Below are 23,490 nucleotides of genomic sequence, written 5' to 3' on the forward strand. Positions count from 1 at the left end.
GCGCGCCCGTCAAGAGACCGGTGCCCGGCGCCTCGCGCGCCACCCGTCCTTTTTCTTTCCCAGACTGCCTTCCTCCCCATGATCATCCAACCGCGCGTGCGTGGCTTCATCTGCGTCACGACCCATCCCGTCGGCTGCGAGGCCAATGTCCGGCAACAGATCGAGCACGTGCGGGCCCAGGGCCCGGTCGCGGGCGCGCCGAAGCGGGTGCTGGTGATCGGTGCCTCGACCGGCTATGGCCTGGCGGCGCGCATCGTCGCGGCCTTCGGCGGCGGCGCCGACACGCTGGGCGTGTTCTTCGAGCGCGCCGGCAGCGCCACCAAGACCGGCACGCCCGGCTGGTACAACACGGCCGCCTTCGAGCGCCTCGCCACGGCCGAGGGCCGCTATGCGAAGAGCATCAACGGCGACGGCTTCTCCGATGCGGTCAAGCAGCAGGTGATCGAGACCCTCCGCCAGGACCTGGGCCAGGTCGACCTCGTGGTCTACAGTCTCGCGGCGCCGCGGCGCACCCATCCGAAGACCGGCCAGGTCTTCAACTCCACCCTCAAGCCCATCGGCCAGGCGGTGAGCCTGCGCGGCATCGACACCGACAGCGGCACGGTCAAGGAGACCGTGCTCGAGCCCGCGACGCAGGAGGAGATCGACAACACGGTGGCTGTGATGGGCGGCGAGGACTGGCAGCTGTGGATCGACGCGCTGCACGAGGCCGGCGTGCTGGCCGAGGGCGCGAAGACCACGGCCTTCACCTACCTCGGAGAGAAGATCACGCAGGACATCTACTGGAACGGCTCGATCGGCGCGGCCAAGAAGGACCTCGACCGCACCGTGCCCGCGATCCGCGCGAAGCTCGCGGCCCATGGCGGCGGCGATGCGCGCGTGGCGGTGCTCAAGGCGGTGGTCACGCAGGCCAGCTCGGCGATCCCGATGATGCCGCTGTACCTCTCGCTGCTGTTCAAGGTGATGAAGGAGGAGGGCACGCACGAGGGCTGCATCGAGCAGGTCGACGGCCTGTTCCGCGAGGGCCTCTACGGCAGCGCGCCGCCGCTCGACGAGGAAGGCCGGCTGCGCGCCGACCGCAAGGAGCTCGCACCCGCGGTGCAGGCGCGCGTGCTCGAACTCTGGCCGCAGGTCACGAGCGAGAACCTGCAGGCGCTGACCGACTTCGCGGGCTACAAGGCCGAGTTCCTGCGCCTGTTCGGCTTCGGCATCGAGGGCGTGGACTACGCGGCCGATGCCAACCCCGACGTGCCGATCCCCGGCCTCGTGCAGGTGGGCTGAGCGATGCAGATCCAGGACAAGCCGCCCTTCGACACGCCCTTCGAATGGATCGGCGGCGAGGAGAAAGTGCGCGCGCTGGTCGAGCGCTTCTACGACCTGATGGACCTCGAGCCCGGCTACGCGCAACTGCGCGCGGTGCACGGCAGCGACCTCGACAACGCGCGCCAGCGGCTGTTCTGGTTCCTCTGCGGCTGGCTCGGCGGCCCCGCGTACTACACCGACCGCTTCGGCCATCCGATGCTGCGCGCGCGCCACCTGCCGCAGAGCATCGGCGGCCACAGCATCGGCATCAAGGAACGCGACCAGTGGCTGGCGTGCATGGACCAGGCCATGGGCGAGACCGAGGTGCCCGAGGACCTGCGCTCACGGCTGCGCGACTCCTTCTTCAAGACCGCCGACTGGATGCGCAACCGCGCCGGCTGAGCACAACGACCTTCGAAAGACTCACTTCATGAATTCCATCGTCATCATCGGCGGCGGCCACGCGGCGGCCCAGTTGTGCGCCGGCCTCGCCGAGGCGGGGCAGGGCGCGCGCGTGCACCTGGTCTGCGAGGAGGCCTGCGAGCCCTACCACCGTCCGCCGCTGTCGAAGGCCTTCCTCAAGAGCGCCGAGGAAGCCACGCAGCCGCACAAGGCGGCCGACTGGTACCGCGAGGCGGGCATCACGCTGCACCTGGGCGATGCGGCCGTGGCCATCGACCGCGAGGCGCGCAACGTGACCCTGCGCTCGGGCGCGGTGCTGCCGTGGGAAGCGCTGGTGCTGGCCACCGGCACGCGCGCGCGCCGGATCGCCGCGCTCTCGCACGAGCTGGTCAACGTCGCGAGCCTGCGCGCGGCCGACGAGGCGCATCGGCTGCGCGCGCGGCTGGCCGAGGCGCAGCGCGTCACGGTGCTCGGCGGCGGCTTCATCGGCCTCGAGGTCGCGGCCACCGCCAAGGCGCTCGGCAAGGAGGTGCAGGTGATCGAGAGCGCGCCGCGCCTGCTGGGCCGCGCGGTCTCGCCCGAGCTCTCGGACCACGTGCTGGCCACGCACCGCGCCGCCGGCATCAACATCGTGCTGGGCGCGACCGCCGACGACTTCGAGGTTGAGGGCGTCCGGCTGGTGTCGCTGCGCGTGAACGGCGCACGGCAGCCGGTCGACCTGCTGCTGCTGGGCATCGGCGCGGTGCCCGAGACCGCGCTCGCGCAGGCCGCGGGCATCGAGTGCGCCGACGGCATCGTGGTCGACGAGCACATGCAAACCAGCGCGGCCGGCGTGCTCGCGGTCGGCGACTGCACGCGCTTCCCCGACCGGCGCGCGGGCCGCGCGCTGCGGCTCGAGTCGGTGCAGAACGCCAACGACCAGGCGCGCACCGCGGTCGCCACGCTGCTGGGCACGGCGCGCGCGCACGACGTGGTGCCGTGGTTCTGGTCCGACCAGGGCGGCATGCGGCTGCAGATGGTGGGGCTGGTGCCGGCCGAGGGCACGCCGGGCCATGTCACGGTGCGCCGCGCGGGGCCGAAGCCCGATGCCTTCTCGCTGTTCCATTACGTCGACGGGCAGCTCGCGTGCGTGGAATCGGTGAACGCGCCGGTCGACCACATGATGAGCCGCAAGCTGCTCGACGCGGGCCGCAGCCCCGATCCCGCGGCGGTCGCGGACGCTTCGGTACCACTTAAGAATCACCTCGCGTAAACATCCGGTCACGGCTTGTCGCAACGCGGCTGCATTTCAGGCTTCATTCACCGGACTGTCACCTCGGCTTCGGAGACTGGTCTTCCTTGAACAGGAGGGAGACCTTTCGATGAAGCCACTCGCAAACACCCACTTTCCACGCACCGCGTCCATGACCGCCTGTGCCGCACTGATCGCCACCGCCATGCTGAGCGCATGCGGCGGCGGGGATGGCGGCGGCGGCGTGTTCCTGCCGGTGCCGCCGCCCGCGCCGGCGCCGTCCCCGGCGCCCGCCCCCGCGCCGATCGCGGCCGGCACGCGCGCCACCGTCGCGCTGCTCGAGACCACCGACCTGCACTTCAATGTGCGCAGCTACGACTACTTCAAGCTCGCCGAGGACAAGTCCTATGGTTACGAGCGCACCGCCACGCTGATCGCGGCCGCGCGCAAGGAGTTCGCGAACACGCTGCTATTCGACAACGGCGACACCATCCAGGGCACCGCGCTGGCCGACTACGAGGCGCTGGTGAGCCGCATCCCGTGCACCCAGCCGCTGTCGATGTACAAGGCGATGAATGCCGCCGGCTTCGACGCCGGCACGCTGGGCAACCACGAGTTCAACTACGGCCTCGATTTCCTCAACCAGGCGATCGGTGGCGGCCTCGACGTCGAGGGCGTGGACGGCACGAAGAAGTGCGCCGGCCCGAACTTCCCGCTGGTGCTGGCCAACGTGCAGAGCGTGAAGAGCGGCAAGCCGCTGCTCGCGCCCTACACCATCGTCAACAAGAGCTTCACCGCCACCGCGCCCGACGGCTCGCGCGTGACGGTGCCGCTGAAGGTCGGCGTGATCGGCTTCACCACGCCGGGCATCATGAACTGGGACAAGCGCTATCTCGAGGGCAAGCTGCGCACCGAGGGCGCGGTGGAAGCCGCCACGCGCTACATCCCCGAGCTGCGCGCCAAGGGCGCCGACATCGTGGTCGCGCTGCAGCACGGCGGCCTCGACGCCGCGGCCTACACGCCGACCATGGAGAACCCGGGCCTGCACCTGTCGAAGGTGCCGGGCATCGACGCGCTGCTGATGGGCCACCAGCACGGCGTGTTCCCCGACCGCGGCGCCAGCCCCGGCTTCAAGCAGCCGGGCGTGGACAACGCCGCCGGCACCGTGAACGGCGTGCCGGCCGTGATGCCGAGCTCGTGGGGCAAGGCGCTGGGCGTGATCAAGCTCGAGCTGTCGTGGGACGGCAAGGCCTGGACCATCGACAAGAGCAAGACCGCGGTCGAGGCGCGCTCCACGCAGACCGGCAAGGACGACGCGGGCAAGGCGGTCTACGTCGATGCCGACCCGGCCATCGCGCCGCTGATCGAGACCCAGCACCAGGCCGCGATCGACTACGTGAAGACGCCGATCGGCAGCACCGACTTCCGCATGAACACCTACTTCGCCGATGTCGGCGACCCGGGCGCGATCCAGATCGTGAACCAGGCCCAGGCCGACTACGTGAAGAGCTACATCCAGGCCAACCTGCCGCAGTACGCGAGCCTGCCGGTGCTGTCGGTCAGCGCGCCCTTCAAGTCGGGCTACGAGGGCGGCCGCGACTACACCGACGTGGCCGTGGGCAACCTCGCGATCTTCAACGCGGCCGACCTCTACCTGTACCCGAACACGGTGTACGCGGTGAAGGTCACGGGCGCCGAGATCAAGGCCTGGCTCGAGGCCGCGGCCAAGCGCTTCAACAAGATCAGCACCACGGCCACGGCCGACCAGCAGCTGATCAGCACCTTCCCGGGCTACAACTTCGACATGTTCACCACGCCCGATGTGCAGTACGAGATCGACGTGACGCAGGAGGTCGGCGGCCGCATCCGGAACCTCACCTACCTGGGCGCGGCCATCGATCCGGCCAAGGAGTTCGTGATCGCCACCAACAACTACCGCGCCACCAGCGGCGCGAGCTTCATCCCCGCGCTCGACGGCCGCGCGACGATCTATGCCTCGCCCGATGCCAACCGCGACGTGCTGATCGCCTACGTGAAGGCGAAGAAGACCATCACGCGCGCGGCCAACGGCGCGGCGCGCAGCTGGCGCTTCACCAAGGCCACGACGGCCGGCAACGTGGTGTTCACCTCGGGGCAGGGCCAGCTCGCGTCGGCGACGGCGGCGGGGCTGGACAACGTCTCGCTGCTGACGGCGGACGACGGGAGCGGGAAGGGGCGCTCGGTCTACAAGCTCGACCTGGGCAAGTGAGGGGGCGGCTCCCTCCTGCCGGAGGGAGCCGCTCAGCGCCTGACGGGCGCCAGCAGCACCACCAGCGCCCCGGCCCCGCCTTCGGCCGGCTTGGCCTGCACGAAGGCCAGCACCTCGTTCTTCTGGATCAGCCAGCGCTGCGTCTTGGTCTTGAGCACCGGCTGCTTGCCGGGCGAGCCCAGGCCCTTGCCGTGCACCACGCGCACGCAGCGCAGGCCCTGCTTGTGCGCGTTGCGGATGAAGCCGCCGAGCGCCTCGCGCGCCTCGTCGCTGCGCAGGCCGTGCAGGTCGACCTGGGCCTGGATCGTCCAGTCGCCCTTGCGCAGCCGCGCGGTCACGTCGGTGCCGATGCCGGGGCGGCGGAAGCTCATGGCGTCGTCGACGTCGAGCAGCGTGGTGACGTCGAACTCGTCGGACAGCGATTCGCGCAGCACGCGCTGCTCGTCGAGCTGGTGCTGCACCGGGATCGGCGCCGGCGGCTCGGGCGCGAGCGGCACGGTGCGCGTTTTCTGGCGCAGCGGCTCGGTGGCGCCGACGGCGCGCGCGAACAGGTCCTTTTCGGCCGCGCGCTTGCGCTCGGCCGCGGCGCGCTCGGCAGCCTCGGCCGCCTCGCGCTCGCGGGTTTCGGCCAGCTGGCGCTGCACCTGCTTGAGGTCGGCCAGGTTCTTCAGGCTCCTGGTGGCGGGCGGACGTGCGGCGGCCATCAGAGCAACCCCCGTTCGGCCATCGAGAAGCTGCGGCCCGTGCTCACGATCACGTGGTCGAGCACACGCACGTCGACCAGCGAGAGCGCGGCGCGCAGCGTCTGCGTGAGCGTTTCGTCGGCGCGCGAGGGCTCGATGCTGCCGCTCGGATGGTTGTGGGCCAGCACCACCGCGGCCGCATGGTGGTGCAGCGCGCGCAGCACCACTTCGCGCGGATAGACGCTGGTCTGGGTGAGGGTGCCGCGGAACAGCTCCTCGAGCACGATCAGCCGGTGCTGCGCATCGAGGAACAGCACCGCGAACACCTCGTGCGGCCGCGTGCCGATGTGCATCTGCACGTACTGCCGCACGGCCTCGGGCGCGTCGAACACGGCGCGCTGCGAGAGTTGCTCGGCCATGGCGCGGCGCGCGAGCTCGAGCACCGCGACGAGCTCGGCGCGCTTGGTGGCGCCGCCCATGCCGCGCACGCCGCGCAGCTGCTCGGGACTGGCCTGCAGCAGGCCCGCGAGGCCGCCGAAGCGCTCGTGCAGTTCCTGCGCGAGCTGCAGCACGTTCTTGCCGGCCACGCCGGTGCGCAGCAGCAGCGCGAGCAGCTCGGTGTCGGCCAGCGCGGCGGCGCCGCGCGCGATGAGTTTCTCGCGCGGGCGGGCATGTTCGGGGAGATCCTTGAAAGCCATGGAGAGCCTGCTAAACCTTGAACGGGGCGGGTGGAAGCGCCCGTCCTTAAAATGCAGCCCAGTTTATCGGGACACCCGTCTTGTCTTTGTCAACCATTGCTGCCCCCATGTCCCAAGCGCCCCACGTCGTCACCCCCGGCTCCTTCCTGACCCTGCACTACCGGCTGTCCGGGCCCGCGGGCGACATCATCAACACCTTCGCCGACAAGCCCGCCACGCTGTCGCTGGGCACCGGCGAGCTCTCGCCCGCCGTCGAGCAGCGCCTGCTGGGCCTCGAGGAGGGCGCGCACGCCACCTTCGAGCTGCCGGCCGGCGAGGCCTTCGGCGAGCGCAATCCCGAGATGCAGCAGTGGGTCGCGAAGAAGCTGCTGGCGCAGATCGGCGATCCCGACGAGCAGTACGCCGTGGGCGACGTGGTGCAGTTCCCCACGCCCGACGGCACCGGCAGCTATGCCGGCGCGGTGATCGAGTCCAACGAGACCGGCGTGCGCTTCGATTTCAACCATCCGCTCGCAGGCCAGCCCGTGACCTTCGAAGTGCAACTGATCGGGGTGTTGTGATGGCACGCGGCACCGCGGCCGGGGAGGCACGATGAACGAAGGCATCGAGGAAGTCATCCTCGCCGAGCCGCGCGGCTTCTGCGCGGGCGTGGACCGCGCGATCGAGATCGTCGAGCGCGCCATCGCCAAGTTCGGCGCGCCGATCTACGTGCGCCACGAGATCGTGCACAACACCTACGTGGTCAACGAGCTCAAGGCCAAGGGCGCGATCTTTATCGAGGAACTGTCGGACGTGCCGCCCGGCGCCACGCTGGTGTTCAGCGCGCACGGCGTGAGCAAGGCGGTGGAGCAGGAGGCGCGCGATCGCGGCTTCGAAATCTTCGACGCCACCTGCCCGCTGGTGACCAAGGTGCACGTCGAGGTCGCCAAGCTCGCCAAGGAAGGCTACGAGTTCATCATGATCGGCCACAAGGGGCATCCCGAGGTCGAGGGCACGATGGGCCAGCTCTCGAGCGGCATCCATCTGGTGGAAGACGTGGAAGACGTGGCGCGCGTCGCGCCCGGCCAGACCGAGAAGCTCGCGGTGGTCACGCAGACCACGCTGAGCGTGGACGACGCGGCCGAGATCGCCGCCGCGGTGCGCGCGCGCTTTCCGGCCGTGCGCGAGCCCAAGCAGCAGGACATCTGCTACGCCACCCAGAACCGCCAGGACGCGGTGAAGATCATGAGCCCGCAGGTCGACCTCGTGATCGTGGTCGGCAGCCCCACCAGCTCCAACAGCAACCGTCTGCGCGAGCTGGCTCAGCGCCTGGGCACCGAGAGCTACATGGTCGATTCGGCCGCCGAACTCCAGCCCGAATGGTTCGAGGGCAAGACCCGCATCGGCCTGACCGCCGGCGCCTCGGCGCCCGAGGTGCTGGTGCGCGAGGTGATCGAGCGCGTGCGCGCGTTCGGCGCGGTCTCGGTGCGCAAGATGGACGGCATCGAGGAAACCATCAAGTTCCCGCTGCCCAAGGGCCTCAAGCTGGCCGACATTCCTCCTCCTGGACACATCTCTTGACCCTTGCCGTACCTACCCAATGGCGCTCCGAAATCGATAGCGCCTGGCAACGCCTGAACGAACGCTCGGGCCACTTCCTGCGCCAGACCCCGCTGTGGAAGCTGCCCGCGGCGGCGCTCGGCGTCGCGGCGCCGGGGGCCGAGGTCTGGCTCAAGCTCGAGCACCTGCAGGTCAGCGGCAGCTTCAAGGCGCGCGGCATGATGAACCGGCTGCTGGCCAACCCCATTCCCGAGAGTGGCGTGATCGTCGCCTCGGGCGGCAATGCCGGCATCGCCACCGCCGCCGCGGCGCGCGCGCTCGGCGTGCGCTGCGAGGTCTACCTGCCCGGCGTCTCGCCCGAGGCCAAGCGCGCGCGCCTGCGCGCGCTGGGCGCCGAGGTGGTGGTGGTCGGCCAGCTCTATCCCGATGCGCTGGCCGCCTGCCTGGCGCGCCAGGCCGAAACCGGCGCCCTGCTGACCCATGCCTACGACCAGCCCGAGGTGGTGGCCGGCGCCGGCACGCTGGGCCGCGAGATCGAGGCCGAGGGCGGCCTGCCCGATGCCGTGCTCGTGAGCGTGGGCGGCGGCGGGCTGATCGGCGGCCTCGCCGGCTGGTTCGAGCAGCGCGCGCGCGTGATCGCGCTCGAGCCCGAGGGCGCGCCCACGCTGTTCCGGGCCCGCGAGGCCGGCGCGCCGGTCGATGTCGAGGTCGGCGGCATCGCGGCCGACTCGCTGGGCGCGCGCCGCATCGGCGCCATCGCCTGGGACATCGCGCAGCGCCACGTCGCCGATGCGCTGCTGCTGTCCGACGAGGCGATCCGCGCCGCCCAGCAGTGGCTGTGGAAGGAGATGAAGCTGGCCGTCGAACCGGCCGCCGCGCTGCCGCTGGCCGCGCTGCAGACCGGCGCCTACGTGCCGCGCGCGGGCGAGAAGGTCTGCCTGATCGTCTGCGGCGCGAACGTCGATCCGGCCACCGTCGGCTGAACCAGCCCCGCGCGGGGCGGGGTGCGGGCGCGCCCACCTAAAATCGGGCGATGCTCGACATCACCCTGCTCCGCAAAGACCTGGCCGCCGCCGTGGCCGGCCTCGAAAAACGCAAGAAGAACCAGCCCTACCTCGATGTCTCGGCCTTCACCGCGCTCGAGGCCGAGCGCAAGACGCTGCAGACCCGCACCGAGGAAATCCAGGCGCGCCGCAACACGCTGAACAAGCAGATCGGCCCGCTCAAGGCCAAGGGCGAGTCGGTCGACGCGCTGATGGCCGAGGTCAACGCGCTCAAGGCCGAGCAGGAATCGCAATCGAAGCGCCTCGACGAGATCCAGCCCGAGCTGCAGGCGCTGCTGCTCGCCGTGCCCAACCTGCCGCACGCCAGCGTGCCGCTGGGCGAGGACGAGACCGGCAATGTCGAGCAGCGCCGCTGGAGCCCGCAGGGCGGCGCCGGCGCCTCGGCCACGCCGCTGGGCTTCACGCCCAGGGACCACGTCGACCTGGGCGCGCCGCTCGGCCTCGACTTCGAGATGGGCGCCAAGCTCTCGGGTTCGCGCTTCACCGTCATGAAGGGCCCGATCGCGCGGCTGCACCGCGCGCTCGCCCAGTTCATGCTCGACATCCAGACGCAGCAGCACGGCTACACCGAGTGCTACGTGCCCTACATCGTCAATGCCGCCACCCTGAGCGGCACCGGCCAACTGCCCAAGTTCGAGGGCGACCTGTTCGCCGCGAAGAAGGGCGGCCAGGACGGCGAGCCCGCGCCCGACCTGTCGGCGCTCTACCTGATCCCGACCGCCGAGGTGCCGCTCACGAACTTCGTGCGCGACGAGGTCGTGCCCGAGGCGCAGCTGCCGATCCGCCTCACGGCCCACACCCCGTGCTTCCGCTCGGAAGCCGGCAGCGCGGGCCGCGACACCCGCGGCATGATCCGCCAGCACCAGTTCGACAAGGTCGAGATGGTGCAGGTGGTGCATCCCGAGAAGAGCTACGAGGCGCTCGAGCAGATGACCGGCCATGCCGAGGTGGTGCTGCAGGCGCTCGAGCTGCCGTACCGCGTCGTGCTGCTGTGCACCGGCGACATGGGCTTCGGCTCGACCAAGACCTACGACCTCGAGGTCTGGCTGCCGGCGCAGGACACCTACCGCGAGATCAGCTCGGTCTCGAACTGCGAGGCCTTCCAGGCGCGACGCCTGCAGGCGCGCTTCAAGAACGCCCAGGGCAAGAACGAGCTGGTGCACACCCTCAACGGCTCGGGCCTGGCGGTCGGCCGCACCCTGGTCGCGGTGCTCGAGAACCACCAGAACGAGGATGGCTCGATCAACGTGCCGAAGGCGCTGCGGCCCTACCTGGGCGGCACCGAGGTGCTGCGCGGCTGACGAAAAAACGACAGGGAAATCGCTGCACGGCGTGGTTGTGTCGATTTTCCTGGCTATAATCGCAGGCTCGACAGAGCGACCGGAGAGGTGGCAGAGTGGTCGAATGTACCTGACTCGAAATCAGGCGTACTAGCGATAGTACCGAGGGTTCGAATCCCTCCCTCTCCTCCAAGAATGGCCCCGCAAGGGGCTATTTTTTTGCCTGTTCGCCATTGGAGACCCGACAAGCGTGGTCTCCTGTCACGAAAAAGAAGCGCCCGAAGACCTCGTTCCGGGAGGGCCGGCCGCCGAAGGCCGTCGCCGGCCTCGGCGTCACAGGGCGGGCAACCCGTCCATCACCAGCTTCACGCCGTCCGCGAGCTCCTTGGCGCTGACATCCGAGACCTTGCCAGCCTTGCGCAAGGCCTCCACGCCATCGGCATAGCTCTTCAGGTCGTTGCGGATCGAGTCGTAGACGAACTGCGAGCCGCTGCTCTTGTCCGCGAGTGCCACGTTCTTCGCGATGCGGGCCGCCTGATCCATGTAGGCGTCGAGCTGATCCGGGGTGGTCCAGAGGTAGAAGTAGGTGATCTCCAGCAGATCCTGCGCGGCCATGTAGGCCGCGGTGTTCTCCGGCCGTGTCGTTCCGCCATCGAATTCCAGCCGGTCCGCCACGAATTTCGTGTGCCTGGCATCCTCGGGGACCAGGATGCCGGCCTTCACGCTGTCATCGATCGCCAGCGAGACCAGATCGGTGTATTGCCCGCGGGACGGGTAGAGCTGCTCCGTGTAGGCCGGAGAGAAGGGGTAGTAGCTGCCATAGAGGCTGCAGAAGGTGCCGCCCTCGCCGCCGGGCCTGGCGCTGTTGCCGGTGCCGGCGTTCCATGCGGTGGGAACCAGCATCTCGGGCAGGCGCACGCCGCCTTGCGAGTTCTTGTCCTCGTGGCCCGGGGTGGTGTCGCGGACGATCGTGGTGCCGCTGGTGAGGATCGCCGGCATGCGCGGCGGGTTGTAGGAGGGGTTGTCCATCCATTTGACGAGATGGTCGTAGACGGCATTGGTCACGTGCTGCACGGGCACGCGCGGATGGACCGGGTAGACGCAATCCACACCCGTGAGCGGCCAGTCGTCGCGTGCGGCGAGCGGCCGGGAATTCAGCGCGGTGCGTCGTCCCGAGTGGGTGGCGCCAGCGACTTCCCAACTGCGGTAGTTGCCTGCTTCATCGGTGCCCGTCGGACGAGAGGCCACCTGGCCGGCGACATCGGTCTCGGAGATCACCTTCCAGACCGGGACGGCGAGGTTCCGGTTGAGGTAGCCGCCCGCGATGTAGACCATGTAGGAGTCGATCGGTCCCTTGTTGTCGGGCGTGCGTGCGTTGCCATAGATCGGATCGAGGCTGTTGATGATGCGCTGCAGGTAGCCGCCCGACTGCGACACGCCGGTGACGATCATTTTTTTGGCCCGCAGCGGGCCCAGAGGATTGATGCCCTTCCCGGGGTACCGGATGGCCTGCAGCGCCTGCAGGAAGACGTCGTGCGAGATCGCATTGCCCAGTGTGCTGGAGCTGCCGCCCACATCCAGCGAGTCGTAGCGCCCGCTGAAACCGTCGGCCTTCGCGCTCCACTTCTTCAGCTGATTGACGCCCACGGGCTGGGCCGAGATGCCCACATAGACATAGCCCTCGCGAATCATGTGCTCGAACCCGGAGCCCCACAGGGCATCGAGGTCGTAGCCCGCGGTGACGTTCTGCCACTCGGCGATCACCGTGCCATTGAACTTGTCCGCCGACGCCGGGCGGCGCACGAGGATGCGCGTCTTGTAGCGGTTGCCGGTCGTCGCCACGGTGGCCGGCACGCCGACCGTCGTGGCGCTGTTCGCGGCGCTGTACGACGCGGGAAAGTTGTAGGTGTTCGCGTTGCCCTCGATGAAGTATTCCTCTTCGACGTAACCGACGGCCGCCAGGTTGTGCATGGTGGCCAGCCATGGATAGTCGTGTTCCTTGTGCCCCTGCGCCGTACCCGGCATCGCCCCCTTTGCGATGGGACCCGTCACGACCGGGTTGGGCACCTTCGACGTGGTGGCTTCCGGTTGCGGTTCGACCTCGGGTTGCGTCTCGGGCTGCGGTTGCGGTTGCGGTTGCGTCTGCACCGGGGGAATGAAGGGCACGTTGCTGGAGCCGCCGCTGCCGCCGCAGCCCGCGATCAGCGCGCCGACGGCCATGCCGACAATGCCCAGCCTCGGACTCCAATGGAATGGCGCCGATCGCGTGCCGGATTCTGTCATCTGTCTCTGCATCGATATCTCCTTGGAACTGAATGGAATGCGCTGCGGGCGATCCAACGCCGTATGCATCCGAATCAGTCTAGGAATCGGTCGCGCGACGCGCTTGTATGCAGTTGTCGTGCGGTCTAAGGAATTTCCCCAGGCAGGCGGCCGTTGCGGAAGCTGACGTCGATGCGGCCGGCGGTGAAATCGGTGATCCGGTCGTCGAGGTTGCCGAAGACGCGCAGGAAGGAGGACCTCTTCGATGTGCTGCAACTGGTATCGGGCATCCATCCGACTTTCTTCATTGCCTCGCATGTCGACTCGCCGTTCGCGCGGTGCTCACGATCCGCGCGTCGGCGATGGCGCCGCCGAATGGTGTCGCGCATTCGATCCATGGATACCGAAAAGAATAATTCCGACGGCACCGCATGAATCATTGACCGCGATACGCGGCATTCATAGCATCGCCCCCGTCATTGGATCGGTCCCGCTATTGCATTGATTCGTCGAGGGGGAGCAATGAGATCACGGTCTTTCCATTTCTATGGGGCGCTGGTGTTGTCCATCGTCTCGAGCGGCTGCTCGGCGGCGAATGCGAGCACGCTCTTCCACGGCAGCACGCTGGACCAGAGAACCTGGGACGAGCAGCCCGCGGTGCTCAAGACCTTGGAGGAACTGGTCAACATCGAAAGCGGCACCAATGACGCCATCGGCGTTCCCGCGATCGGCCATTACCTCGAGCGGCGCCTCCAGGCGCTCGGTGCCGAGGTCACGAGGACGCCCGCCACCGGCGGCGTGGTCGGCGACGTCATCGTCGGCCGGCTCAAGGGCCGCGGCGGCCGGAACGTCCTGCTGATGGCGCACATGGACACGGTCTATGTGCGCGGCTCGCTGGCCAGGGCGCCGTTCCGCATCGAAGGCGACCAGGTCTTCGGTGCCGGCATCGCCGATGCCAAGGGTGGTGTCGCCGCCATCCTTCACGCGCTGGCGCTGCTGAAAGCGGAGAACTTCCAGCAGTTCGGCACGATCACCGTGATGTTCAACCCCGATGAGGAAAGGGGCTCGCTGGGATCGAACGAAGTGATCCAGAAGCTCGCATCCCAGAGCGACGTGGTGCTGTCCTATGAGCCCGGCGCCATCTACGAAGGGACCGAGCTGCTCGTCTCCGGGACCTCGGGCGTGGCCTTCGTCGAGGCCCGGATCCAGGGCAAGGCCTCGCATGCCGGGACGTCGTCCGAAAAGGGCGTGAACACGATGACCGAGGCGGCGGACCTCATCCTGCGCACCCAGGACCTGCAGGACCGCAAGCAGGAGCGGGTGTTCAACTGGACGGTGATCCAGGGCGGCACGGCCCCCAACATCATCCCGGATCGCACCGTCGTCACGGCGGACCTGCGCTACGGCCGCAACGAGGATCTCCCGCCCTTCGAAGCCGCGCTGCGGGAACGCGTCCAGAAAAAACGGCTGGAAGGAACGCGCATCGATCTCCAGATCACGCGCCTGATCCCGCCCTACAACGCAACGCCGGCCAGCCGCGCAACGATGGACAAGGCGATGTCCATCTACACCGAGGTCGGCGGCAAGCTGGCGATCCTGGAAATGCGCGTCGGCGGGGGCTCGGATGCGGGATGGGCCGCGCTCTCGGGCAAGCCGGTGGTCGAGGGGCTGGGACTGATCGGCACCAACCATCACAGCAGCAATGCAGAATACGTGCAGCTCTCCGCGATCCCGCGCCGGCTCTATCTGTCGGTGCGCCTGATCTCCGAACTCGGACAGGGGCTGTAGCGGTCCGGGCCATGCGCCGCTCGAACGGCGCACGCACGAAAAAAGGTCCGCGCGAAGGCGGACCGAACGAACCCGCATGACGGGCTCTCCCTGGAGACATCGGAACGACCGGAGGCGGCAGTGCCCCCGACCGTTCGCGCATCCGCGGGCCCGCGCCGCGGTCAGAAGGAGTGGCGCAGGCCGAGGTCGTAGCCCGTCGAGGTCTTGGGCACGAACACCGCGTTGTTCACGAAGGCGGGACCGCCGACGGTGAGCGCGGCGCCGTTCTTGTTGCTGATCCGCGCGATGGTGACGTAGAGCGCGGTGCGCTTCGAGAGGTTGTGGATGTAGCCCAGCGCCAGCTTGTTGGCCTTCGGGTCCGCGACATTGGCGGCGAACGGCAGGCTCGCGGTATTGAGGTCGTACTTGACCTGCGAATAGGCGGCGCGGATCAGGCCCGGGCCGACCGGCGCGGTCAGTCCGATCAGGTAGCCGGTCAGGTCGGTGTCGGGAACGCCGCCGAAGGCGGGCGCCGTGGCGTAGTCGCGCGTTCTCTTGATCCGCGACAGCTCGCCGAACAGCTTGACCGGGCCGAAGTCGTACGAACTGCCGAGGTTGAAGGTCTTCACCGAGTCGGTGGTGCCCGCGTAGAAGCTGTCGGCCGCCGTGCTGTTGCCGTACGAGACGGCGATGTCGAACGGGCCGGTGGCATAGCCGAGCCGGCCGCCCAGGTAGCGGCCCGCGCGCGTCGTGGCCACGCTGCCGGCATTGAGCGCGCCCACGGCATTGAGGCCCGGCGGCGTGCTGGTGCCGGGGTCGTACTTGGTGTTCTCGTGCAGCGCATACATGAACTGGCCGTAGACCCCGCCGAGGTTCGGCGGCAGGAAATAGCCGATCGAGTTGCTGGCGCGGTTGTAGTTGAGGTCGCCACCGAAGCCGCCGGAACCGCCGGGCACGGTGTTCGTGTTGGCGGCGGTGTAGATCAGGCTGCGGCCCACGCCGACGATGCCGAAGGGGTCGAACACGATGTCGTTCCAGGCCGAGGGCGTGTAGTCGCGGCCCAGGCGGATCTCGCCGAAGTTGCCCGACAGGCTGAGGGTGGAGCGGCGCTGGAAGCTCGCGATGCCAGTCCTGCCATCGTCCGGGCTGATCGGCGCCTCGAGCCAGAAGCTGGCCGCGAGGCCGCCACCGAGGTCCTCGGTGCCGCGAAAGCCCAGCCGGCTCGAGGAGTAGTTGCCCGAGCTCAGCGCGCTCTGGCTCAGGGTGCGCGTGCCCTGGTTCAGGTAGAACGGATTGGCGAATGCGGCGCGGCCCGCATCCTGCGATTTGGACGAGTAGTTGCTGAGGCCCATGTCCACCACGCCGAACAGCGTGACGGAAGACTGGGCCTGGGCGACTCCCGCACCCAGCAATGCGGCGAAGGCAAGACACTGATTTTTCACGACATCTCCCGATCGAAAAAAAGAATGAATGAAGACTCTTTGAAGGACCGCCGCTTGGGCGATGAAGGCGAGTCTCCGTGTCGCGAATAACAGTTGGCGCACAGCCCGATGACGTCTGCGCAATGTCGGCAACCCTTCCATTCGGCGGGCACTGTCGTCCCGGGTTGGGTTCGACCGATTCAGTCGAATATCGACCGATCCGGTAAGCGCCTGCGATAGACTGCAACCCGATGCCCAAGCCCACCCGCTCCCAGATCGACGCCGAAATCATCGACCGCGCCGCCGGCCTGTTCGCCAAGCACGGTTTCGACCACACCTCGCTCCAGCAGATCGCGGATGCGGTCAACTATTCGAAGGCCGGGCTGCTGCATCACTTCCCGAGCAAGCAGGCGATCTACGACGCGGCGCTGCAGACCTGCCGCGACCAGGCGCAGGCGCTGCTCGATGCCGTCGAGCACCTGCCGCCGGGCGCGGCGCGCGAACGGGTGGTGGTGGAGGCCTCGGTCGACCAGACCTACGAATGGCCCGGCGTGTCGGCGCTCGCGAACCGGCTGGCCGACAACGGCAAGGGCACCGATCCCGCGCTGACCGAGATGGCGCTGATGGTCTACAAGGCGCTCGGCATCGACCTGCAGGCCACCACCATGGAGCGCATCGTGCGCGTGACGAGCGCGCTCTCGGGCCTCGGCGCTTCGGCGATGGTCGCGGCCCACGTGGGACTGCAGCGCGAATGGCGCGGCCCCATCGTCGAGGCGGCCATGGATGCGCTCGGCCACGCTGGCAAGCCGAAGCGCCCGGCACGCAAGCGCGCCTAGCCTTCCCTTCCGGGGCGGTGCCTCAGAGGCCGCCGATCATCCCGCTGAGCTTCGGCGCGAACACGCCATAGCCCATGCTCACCGACACGCGCAACTCGGGCATGAAGGCCGCGAAGGACACGCCGACCCCGGCCAGCCCGCCGACCACGAGACCGAGCACGGCGAGCGCTCTCCCGTGCTGTTTGAGGATCGAGCGGGTGGCGTGGAGGAAGGTCAATGCGGTGTTCCTTGGAGGGAGCATCGGATTATTCAACCAAATCGGTTGAACTTCAACCACTTTGGTAGAAATGCTTGGGGCGTGCCGGTTCAGGCCAGGGGCAGAAACTTCCGCACATGCGCCGCGAAGGCCGCGGTCAGGGCGGTCGGTGCCTCGCGCGCCAGGGCCAGCGTGACGCCCACGCTCGGCAGCTCGGGAAAGCCATCGTCCGCGCCGAGGATCTGCAGGTCCTCGGGCACGGCCGTGCGCGTGAGCACGGTGACGGCCAGGCCCGAGCGCGCCATGCCCACGAGTCCCGACAGGCTGCTGCTCGCATAGGCGAGCCGGTAGGCGCGGCCCGCGGCCTCGAGCGCGCGCCGGGGCAACTGGTGGTCGAGCGCATCGGGCGCGCCGAGCGCCAGCGGCAGCGGATCGAGGGCGACGGCCGTGCTGCCGCGCCGCGCGACCCACACCAGCGGCTCGTGCCGGATCGCGTCGGCACCCGCGGAATCGCCGGCCACCGACACCAGCGCGAGATCGACCGCATGCCGCGCCAGCAGTTCGTGCAGCCGCGGCGTGGGCGCGCACATCACCTCGAGCTGCACGCCCGGGTGCAGGCTCGCAAAGCCCTGCAGCAGGAAGGGCAGGAACACGACCGCGTAGTCGTCGGGGCAGCTGAAGCGCAGCACGCCCGAGAGCTGCTGGCCGCGCAGTTCGGCCAGTGCCTCGTCGTGCCGGCGCAGCAGCTCGCCCGCGCGCACCAGCAGGCGCTCGCCGGTCGCGGTGAGCGACACGCCACGGCCGGTACGGTGCAGCAGCGGCTGCGCGACGATGCCCTCGAGCTTGCGCATCTGCATGCTCAGCGCCGACTGCGTGCGGCCCACGCGCAGGGCGGCCTGGCCCAGAACGCCGGTCTCGGCGATGGCGACGAAGCTGCGCAGCAGGTCGATGTCCAGCGATTGGCTCACGGCATGAGTTCCCTTGATAGCTGATCTCAAAACAATTCGCTTCCACGCGCGCGCGGCGCCGCGTAACGTGGGCATTTTGATCGGGAACCATCGGCATGAGCAGGAACGACGACCCCCAGTTCTGGCAACAGGCACAGCGCCACCTGGTGCGCTACGGCGGCAGCTTCGAGCCGCTGATCATCGAGCGCGCCCAAGGCTGTTTCGTCTACGACGCCGACGGTCGCGCCATCCTCGACTTCACCTCGGGCCAGATGAGCGCGCTGCTCGGCCATGCGCATCCCGAGATCGTCTCGGTGGTGTCGGAGCACGTGCGCACGCTCGACCACCTGTTCAGCGGCATGCTGTCGCGCCCGGTGGTGGCATTGGCCGCCGAGATCGCGCGCCATGCGCCCGGTGCGCTCGAACGCTGCCTGCTGCTGAGCACCGGCGCCGAATCGAACGAGGCGGCGCTGCGCATGGCCAGGCTGGTGACCGGCGGTCACGAGGTGGTGGCCTTCACGCAGTCGTGGCACGGCATGACCGGCAGCGCGGCGGCCGCGACCTACAGCGCGGGCCGCAAGGGCTATGGCCCGGCGGCGGCCGGCTCGTTCGCGATCCCGGCGCCCAATGCCTACCGGCCGCGCTTCGCGACGAAGGAGGGGGAGCTCGACTGGCGTCGCGAACTCGACGACGGCTTCGAGCAGATCGACCGCCAGTCGACCGGCGCGCTCGCGGCCTTCATCGCCGAGCCCATCCTCAGCAGCGGCGGCATCCTCGAGCTGCCGCCGGGCTACATGGCGGCGCTCAAGAAGAAGTGCGAGGAGCGCGGCATGCTGCTGATCGTGGACGAGGCGCAGACCGGCGTGGGCCGCACCGGCCTGATGTTCGCGTGCGACCGCGACGGCGTGGCGCCCGACATCCTGACCCTGTCGAAGACGCTGGGAGCGGGCCTGCCGCTGGCGGCGATGGTGACCACGGCCGCGATCGAGGACGAGGCCCATGCGCGCGGCTTCCTGTTCTACACCACGCACGTCTCCGACCCGCTGCCCGCGGCGGTCGGCCTGAAGGTGCTCGAGGTGGTGGAGCGCGACGGGCTGGTCGAGCGCGCGCGCGTCGCGGGCGAACGGCTGCAGCAGGGGCTGCGCCAACTGCAGTCGCGCCACGAATGCATCGGCGACGTGCGCGGGCGCGGCCTGCTGCTCGGCCTCGAAGTGGTCAAGAGCCGCGACACGCGCGAGCCGGCCTTCGAGCTCGGCGAAGCGGTCACGCGCGAATGCATGAAGCTGGGCCTGAGCATGAACATCGTGAAGCTGCCCTCGATGGGCGGCGTGTTCCGCATCGCGCCGCCGCTCACCATCAGCGACAGCGAGATCGACCTCGGCCTCGAGCTGCTCGACAAGGCCATCGCCACCGCGGTGCGTTCGCAGCGGGCTTCCTGAGCGATCGTCCATTCATTCAGGCCGGCTTAAGTTTGGCGATCGATACTGGCTTCGACGGTCTTTCGGCGTTGGTAGAGGTCGCTTCGGCACCCGCTGGCTTGCAGCGGTTCCTCGAGCCTGGGGCCGTCCAATATTCACGGGCGCGGCGCGCCTTCGGCGTGCAGACGCAGCCAAGTTGCAGCAGCGTCCTACAGGAGCCCGCGGGACCGCGCACTACGGTCGATGTCCCCGGAGCCACCGAGCCATCCACATGCCGAGGCCGAACGCGCAGGACGAAGAGACCGCCAGTGAAGGCGCACAGCCGCCCGCCAGGCGCGGCTTCCTGAACCGCCTCGGCCCCGGCCTCATCACGGGCGCCGCCGACGACGATCCCAGCGGCATCGCCACCTACACCCAGGCCGGCGCGCAGTTCGGCTACGGCATGGGCTGGACCCTGCTGCTGACCTATCCGTTGATGGTGGGCATCCAGCTCGCGAGCGCGCGCATCGGCCGCACCACGGGCCGCGGCCTCACCTCGGCCTTCGCCACCCTGTGGCCGCGCCCGGTCGTGCTGCTCGCGGTCCTGCTGCTGCTGGTCGCCAATGTGGTGAACCTCGCGGCCGACATCGGTGCCATGGCCGAGGTCGCGCGGCTGGGCCTTGGCGGGCCCGAGGCGCTCTATGCGCTGGGCTTCGGCCTGCTGTCGCTGGCGCTGCAGGCTTGGCTGCCCTACCACCGCTACGTGCGCGTGCTCAAGTGGCTCACGCTCTCGCTGCTGGCCTACGTGGGCGTGGCGCTGGTGGCGCACGTCGACTGGAAGGCCGCGCTCGCGGGTGCGCTGCTGCCGCGCCTGCACGGGGATGCCGAGAGCATCAAGATGGTGGTGGCGATCCTCGGCACCACGATCAGTCCCTACCTGTTCTTCTGGCAGGCGGCGCAGGAGGTGGAGGAGATCGAGCGCATCCCCGGGGACCACGCGCTGCGGACCCATCCCGCGCAGGCTCGCGCGCAACTGCGCCGGCTGCGGCTCGACACCTGGGTCGGCATGGGCTTCTCCAACGCGATCGCCTTCTCGATGATCGTGGCCTCGGCCGCCACCCTGCATGCCCATGGCCAGACCGACGTGAGCTCGACCGCGCAGGCGGCCGAGGCGCTGCGTCCGGTGGCCGGCAGCGCGGCCTTCGCGCTGTTCGCGCTGGGGATCGTCGGCACCGGCCTGCTGGCGCTGCCGGTGCTCGGCGGTTCGGCCGCCTATGCCTGCGCCGAGTTCCTGCGCGTGCGCCGCGGACTCGAGCAGCCGGTGGGCGCCGCGCCGGCCTTCTACGGCATCCTCGCGGCCGCCATGGTCTGCGGCATCGGCATCAGCCTGTGCGGCGTCGATCCGATGAAGGCGCTCGTGTGGGCGGCGGTGCTCAATTCGCTGATGTCGGTGCCGATCATGGTCGGCGTCATGTGGGCCGCCGGCAGCCGCCGCCTCATGGGCGAACTGGTGCTGCCGCTGCACTGGCGGGTGCTGGGCTGGGCCGCGACCGCGGTCATGGCGCTGGCGACCCTGGCCTTTCTCTGGACCAGCCTGCGGTCCTGAGCATCCGCCGCCCGCGGTGGGTCGCCTCGTTTCCGTTTCCACCGATTCCCGTAGGACTTAGTCGGGTTTTGTAATCTAGTGTGTTTAATTGCAACGAGTGTTATATTTTTGGCGAGTAACACTGGTTAACACTTAGGCATTCAATCAAAGGCGGGCCGCGAGGCTTCCCGGGGATGTTTCATCGATGGAAGCGCTTGAATTGCCATTCGGACTGCAAAAACGCCCCAATTTGGTGCGATCTTGGGCGAGTGCCGCCCAGCCACCCGCGGACCGCCCATGACCGGTTCCAGCGCCTCGACCCGCGACCGCCGGCCGCTGCTGAGCTTCAGCATCGAAGGGCTGCCGGCCCGCGACGAACTGCTTTTCAAGTCGCTGGTGCGGCTGCTCGACCACCGCACCCACCAGCACTGGGCCTGGCAGGTCGAGGGTGCCGACCTGCGCGTGGTGGGCGACCGGGCCGCGGCGCTGTCGGCCGAGGCGGCCGATTCGCCGCTGCCGCCGGTGCCGTTGCTGACCGTCGGCGACACGCCGCCGCCGCGCGGCCCCTTCCTGCGGCTGCCGCTGCATGCCGATGCGCTCGAGGCCATGCTCAACCGGCTTGGCGCGATGGTGGTCCATGCACGCGACCTGGGCCTGGCGGCATCGGCCGAACGCGGCGCGCGCGGCGAGGAATACCGCCTGCTGCGCTGGCCCTCGGTCGCGCTGCTCGACTCGGCCGTGCGCATGAAGCTCGCGACCCTGCTCGCGAGCCGCCCGGCCACGCTGGCGGCGCTGCAGCAGCGCTCGAACGCCAGCGCGCAGGAATGCGCCGATTTCATCGCCGCGCTCGAGCGCGCCGGCTTCGTGGCGGCCAGCGGCGGCGGCGCCGCGCGCGCGCCCGAGTCGATCTGGCCCGATTCGCAGGTCCACCCCGCCGCCGAGGCGACGCCCCCGGCGCGCGAGGTGCAGCCCGGCCTGCTCGCGCGCATCCGCAGCCGCCTCGGGCTGCTGTCCTCGGGATCGCGCGCCTGATGCGCCGCGATTCGCCCCCATGACCCCCACCGATTCCGACTGAGCGTGGAGCACAAGATCCTTTTCACCGGCACCATGGGCGCCGGCAAGACCACCGCCATCGCGGCCGTGAGCGAGATTGCGCCGGTGCGCACCGAGGTGCGCAACAGCGACACCTCGGTCGCCAAGGCCACCACCACCGTCGGCCTGGACTACGGCGAGCTCACGCTCGACAACGGCGAGAAGCTGCGCCTTTACGGCACGCCCGGCCAGATGCGCTTCGACTTCATGTGGCGCATCCTCGCGCGCGGCGCGCTCGGCCTCGTGATCCTGGTCGACAACAGCCGCCCCGATCCGCTGGCCGACCTCGAGGTCTACCTCGACGGCTTCGCCGAACTCATCGCGCAGACCGCCTGCGTGGTCGCGGTGGGCCGCACCGAGACCCATCCCGAACCCGGCCTCGACGCCTATGCCCAGCGCATGCAGGACAAGGGCGTGCTGTGCCCGGTGCTGCCGGCCAATGTGACCGATCCGCAGCAGGTGGTGCAGCTGCTCGAGCTGCTGCTGATCCAGCTCGAGGCCTGAGCGCCGCCCCTTTCTTTCCTTTCTCTTCCGACATGAACATTCCACCCCGCCTCAAGGACGCCGCCGAGTCCGCCGTCGACACGCTCATGCGCGAGATCAAGGGCGTGAAGGCCGTCGTGATCTCGACCGAGGACGGCCTCGAGCTGGCCGCGCGCGTGGAGAACACCGCGCAGGTCGCGCGCCTGTCGGCCATCGCGAGTTCGCTGGCCGCGCTCGGCGCGGTGGCCGGCGAGGAGAGCGGCCTGGGCCGGTGCGAGAACGTCGCGATCGAGTCCGCGCTGGGCCACATCCTGATGCTGCAGGCGCGCCACGACGAGGCCGACCTGATCGTGAGCGTGGTCGCGGGCAAGGACGCGGTCATCGGCCAGGTCCTGTACTTCGCCAAGCAGGCGACGCTGGCGCTGCAGCGCGCCTGAGGCACGGGTCCTCCCTTCACTGTTACCAACCGGCCGCCGCTCATCATTCGCCCGGGTGGCGGCCGATCCTCAGGGCGATGGACTACGAAAGACAGCGATGGCAAATATCAAGCAATCCATGGACGAACTGATGACGATCGACGGCGCCCTGTGCGCGGCGCTGGTCGACTCCGGCAGCGGCATGATCCTGGGCCAGGTCGGCTCGGGCGTGGACCTCGAAGTGGCGGCCGCGGGCAATACCGAGGTGGTGCGCGCCAAGAACAAGACCATGCGCGCGCTCGGCCTGAACGACACGATCGAGGACATCCTGATCACGCTCGGCCGCCAGTACCACATCATCCGCCCGCTGCAGAAGCACGAAGGCCTGTTCGTCTACCTGGTGCTCGACAAGTCGAAGTCGAACCTCGCGCTCGCGCGCCGCAAGACGCAGGACGTGGAGCAGGCCCTCGCCGTCTGACGCGGCGCGCGTCGGCAACGGACAATGCCGGCGGCACGCACCACGCCGCCGACCCCACGCCGGACTCCGCCGATTGAAGCCCTTTCCCCCCGCCCCGCCGTACCGCATCGTCGCAGCGGACCAGCTGCCGCCGGACCTCGAGCAGGCCGCGGGGCTCGACTGG

23 protein-coding genes and 1 tRNA gene are annotated in these 23,490 nt (G+C 69.2%); 17 read left to right on the forward strand and 7 right to left on the reverse strand.

Annotated features, from left to right (window positions below; genetic code table 11):
* The first annotated feature begins 78 nt into the window (after positions 1-78).
* From fabV to ACEN9J_RS27105, 4 genes are all read left to right on the forward strand, one after another.
* On the forward strand, positions 79-1,281 hold the full coding sequence (gene fabV / locus ACEN9J_RS27090; protein WP_413762538.1) for an enoyl-ACP reductase FabV: 1,203 nt from the start codon (positions 79-81) through the stop codon (positions 1,279-1,281).
* Between the two features lie 3 nt (positions 1,282-1,284).
* Positions 1,285-1,704 (forward strand): group II truncated hemoglobin, encoded by a 420-nt coding sequence (locus ACEN9J_RS27095; RefSeq protein WP_057597306.1) that lies wholly within the window; start codon positions 1,285-1,287, stop codon positions 1,702-1,704.
* A 28-nt stretch (positions 1,705-1,732) separates the two neighbouring features.
* Positions 1,733-2,956, forward strand: a complete 1,224-nt coding sequence (locus ACEN9J_RS27100) for an NAD(P)/FAD-dependent oxidoreductase (RefSeq protein WP_413762539.1) — start codon at positions 1,733-1,735, stop codon at positions 2,954-2,956.
* Between the two features lie 109 nt (positions 2,957-3,065).
* Positions 3,066-5,183: a bifunctional 2',3'-cyclic-nucleotide 2'-phosphodiesterase/3'-nucleotidase gene (locus ACEN9J_RS27105; protein WP_413762540.1), complete on the forward strand. Its 2,118-nt coding sequence runs from the start codon at positions 3,066-3,068 to the stop codon at positions 5,181-5,183.
* A gap of 32 nt (positions 5,184-5,215) precedes the next feature.
* Here ACEN9J_RS27105 and ACEN9J_RS27110 read toward each other — a convergent pair whose 3' ends face one another.
* Positions 5,216-5,887 (reverse strand): Smr/MutS family protein, encoded by a 672-nt coding sequence (locus tag ACEN9J_RS27110; RefSeq protein WP_057597303.1) that lies wholly within the window; start codon positions 5,885-5,887, stop codon positions 5,216-5,218.
* Positions 5,887-6,564 (reverse strand): RadC family protein, encoded by a 678-nt coding sequence (gene radC, locus ACEN9J_RS27115; RefSeq protein ID WP_057597302.1) that lies wholly within the window; start codon positions 6,562-6,564, stop codon positions 5,887-5,889. The genes ACEN9J_RS27110 and radC overlap by 1 nt, the downstream gene beginning before the upstream one ends.
* 107 nt (positions 6,565-6,671) lie before the next feature.
* Between radC and ACEN9J_RS27120 the strand changes: the two genes are divergently transcribed.
* From ACEN9J_RS27120 to ACEN9J_RS27140, 5 genes are all read left to right on the forward strand, one after another.
* A complete protein-coding gene (locus tag ACEN9J_RS27120; protein WP_057597301.1) occupies positions 6,672-7,124 on the forward strand; it encodes an FKBP-type peptidyl-prolyl cis-trans isomerase in 453 nt (150 codons plus the stop codon).
* Between the two features lie 31 nt (positions 7,125-7,155).
* A complete protein-coding gene (gene ispH / locus ACEN9J_RS27125) occupies positions 7,156-8,124 on the forward strand; it encodes a 4-hydroxy-3-methylbut-2-enyl diphosphate reductase (RefSeq protein ID WP_057597300.1) in 969 nt (322 codons plus the stop codon).
* Positions 8,125-8,156: 32 nt separating this feature from the next.
* Entirely contained in the window at positions 8,157-9,086 is a 930-nt protein-coding gene (locus ACEN9J_RS27130; protein ID WP_413764623.1) for a threonine/serine dehydratase, read from the forward strand.
* 50 nt (positions 9,087-9,136) lie between these two features.
* Positions 9,137-10,468: a serine--tRNA ligase gene (gene serS / locus ACEN9J_RS27135; protein ID WP_296728714.1), complete on the forward strand. Its 1,332-nt coding sequence runs from the start codon at positions 9,137-9,139 to the stop codon at positions 10,466-10,468.
* An 81-nt stretch (positions 10,469-10,549) separates the two neighbouring features.
* A tRNA-Ser gene (locus ACEN9J_RS27140) sits at positions 10,550-10,639 on the forward strand.
* Between the two features lie 141 nt (positions 10,640-10,780).
* Here ACEN9J_RS27140 and ACEN9J_RS27145 read toward each other — a convergent pair.
* A complete protein-coding gene (locus tag ACEN9J_RS27145; protein WP_413762541.1) occupies positions 10,781-12,742 on the reverse strand; it encodes an alpha/beta hydrolase domain-containing protein in 1,962 nt (653 codons plus the stop codon).
* Positions 12,743-12,855: 113 nt separating this feature from the next.
* Positions 12,856-13,098: a hypothetical protein gene (locus ACEN9J_RS27150; RefSeq protein WP_413762542.1), complete on the reverse strand. Its 243-nt coding sequence runs from the start codon at positions 13,096-13,098 to the stop codon at positions 12,856-12,858.
* 169 nt (positions 13,099-13,267) lie between these two features.
* Here ACEN9J_RS27150 and ACEN9J_RS27155 point away from each other — a divergent pair, with 169 nt between their 5' ends.
* Entirely contained in the window at positions 13,268-14,497 is a 1,230-nt protein-coding gene (locus ACEN9J_RS27155) for a glutamate carboxypeptidase (protein WP_413762543.1), read from the forward strand.
* A gap of 161 nt (positions 14,498-14,658) precedes the next feature.
* On the opposite strand, the gene ACEN9J_RS27160 is transcribed toward ACEN9J_RS27155, so the two are convergent.
* A complete protein-coding gene (locus ACEN9J_RS27160) occupies positions 14,659-15,918 on the reverse strand; it encodes a porin (RefSeq protein WP_413762544.1) in 1,260 nt (419 codons plus the stop codon).
* A 230-nt stretch (positions 15,919-16,148) separates the two neighbouring features.
* Here ACEN9J_RS27160 and ACEN9J_RS27165 point away from each other — a divergent pair, with 230 nt between their 5' ends.
* Positions 16,149-16,733, forward strand: coding sequence for a TetR/AcrR family transcriptional regulator (locus ACEN9J_RS27165; protein ID WP_261214778.1), 585 nt, complete (start codon positions 16,149-16,151; stop codon positions 16,731-16,733).
* 22 nt (positions 16,734-16,755) lie between these two features.
* On the opposite strand, the gene ACEN9J_RS27170 is transcribed toward ACEN9J_RS27165, so the two are convergent.
* Together ACEN9J_RS27170 and ACEN9J_RS27175 are read right to left on the reverse strand one after the other, a co-directional pair.
* Positions 16,756-16,950 (reverse strand): hypothetical protein, encoded by a 195-nt coding sequence (locus ACEN9J_RS27170; protein ID WP_057594757.1) that lies wholly within the window; start codon positions 16,948-16,950, stop codon positions 16,756-16,758.
* An 89-nt stretch (positions 16,951-17,039) separates the two neighbouring features.
* Positions 17,040-17,897, reverse strand: a complete 858-nt coding sequence (locus ACEN9J_RS27175) for a LysR family transcriptional regulator (RefSeq protein ID WP_413762545.1) — start codon at positions 17,895-17,897, stop codon at positions 17,040-17,042.
* Between the two features lie 95 nt (positions 17,898-17,992).
* On the opposite strand from ACEN9J_RS27175, the gene ACEN9J_RS27180 reads away from it, so the two are divergent.
* From ACEN9J_RS27180 to ACEN9J_RS27205, 6 genes are all read left to right on the forward strand, one after another.
* Positions 17,993-19,315: an aspartate aminotransferase family protein gene (locus tag ACEN9J_RS27180; RefSeq protein ID WP_057594755.1), complete on the forward strand. Its 1,323-nt coding sequence runs from the start codon at positions 17,993-17,995 to the stop codon at positions 19,313-19,315.
* A gap of 250 nt (positions 19,316-19,565) precedes the next feature.
* Positions 19,566-20,879 (forward strand): Nramp family divalent metal transporter, encoded by a 1,314-nt coding sequence (locus ACEN9J_RS27185; RefSeq protein ID WP_057599036.1) that lies wholly within the window; start codon positions 19,566-19,568, stop codon positions 20,877-20,879.
* A 276-nt stretch (positions 20,880-21,155) separates the two neighbouring features.
* The gene (locus tag ACEN9J_RS27190; protein ID WP_057595892.1) at positions 21,156-21,890 is read left to right on the forward strand and encodes a hypothetical protein; all 735 of its coding nucleotides are present in this window, start codon (positions 21,156-21,158) and stop codon (positions 21,888-21,890) included.
* Positions 21,891-21,935: 45 nt separating this feature from the next.
* Positions 21,936-22,454 carry a GTP-binding protein gene (locus ACEN9J_RS27195; protein ID WP_082321702.1) on the forward strand — a complete coding sequence of 173 codons (519 nt, stop codon included), beginning with the start codon at positions 21,936-21,938 and terminating at the stop codon, positions 22,452-22,454.
* A gap of 32 nt (positions 22,455-22,486) precedes the next feature.
* The gene (locus tag ACEN9J_RS27200; protein ID WP_057595891.1) at positions 22,487-22,870 is read left to right on the forward strand and encodes a roadblock/LC7 domain-containing protein; all 384 of its coding nucleotides are present in this window, start codon (positions 22,487-22,489) and stop codon (positions 22,868-22,870) included.
* 97 nt (positions 22,871-22,967) lie between these two features.
* A complete protein-coding gene (locus tag ACEN9J_RS27205) occupies positions 22,968-23,327 on the forward strand; it encodes a hypothetical protein (RefSeq protein ID WP_057595890.1) in 360 nt (119 codons plus the stop codon).
* The last annotated feature ends 163 nt before the right edge of the window (positions 23,328-23,490 follow it).

Origin of the sequence: Variovorax sp. Varisp41 (assembly GCF_047325085.1) — a bacterium.
Lineage (GTDB): Bacteria > Pseudomonadota > Gammaproteobacteria > Burkholderiales > Burkholderiaceae_C > Variovorax.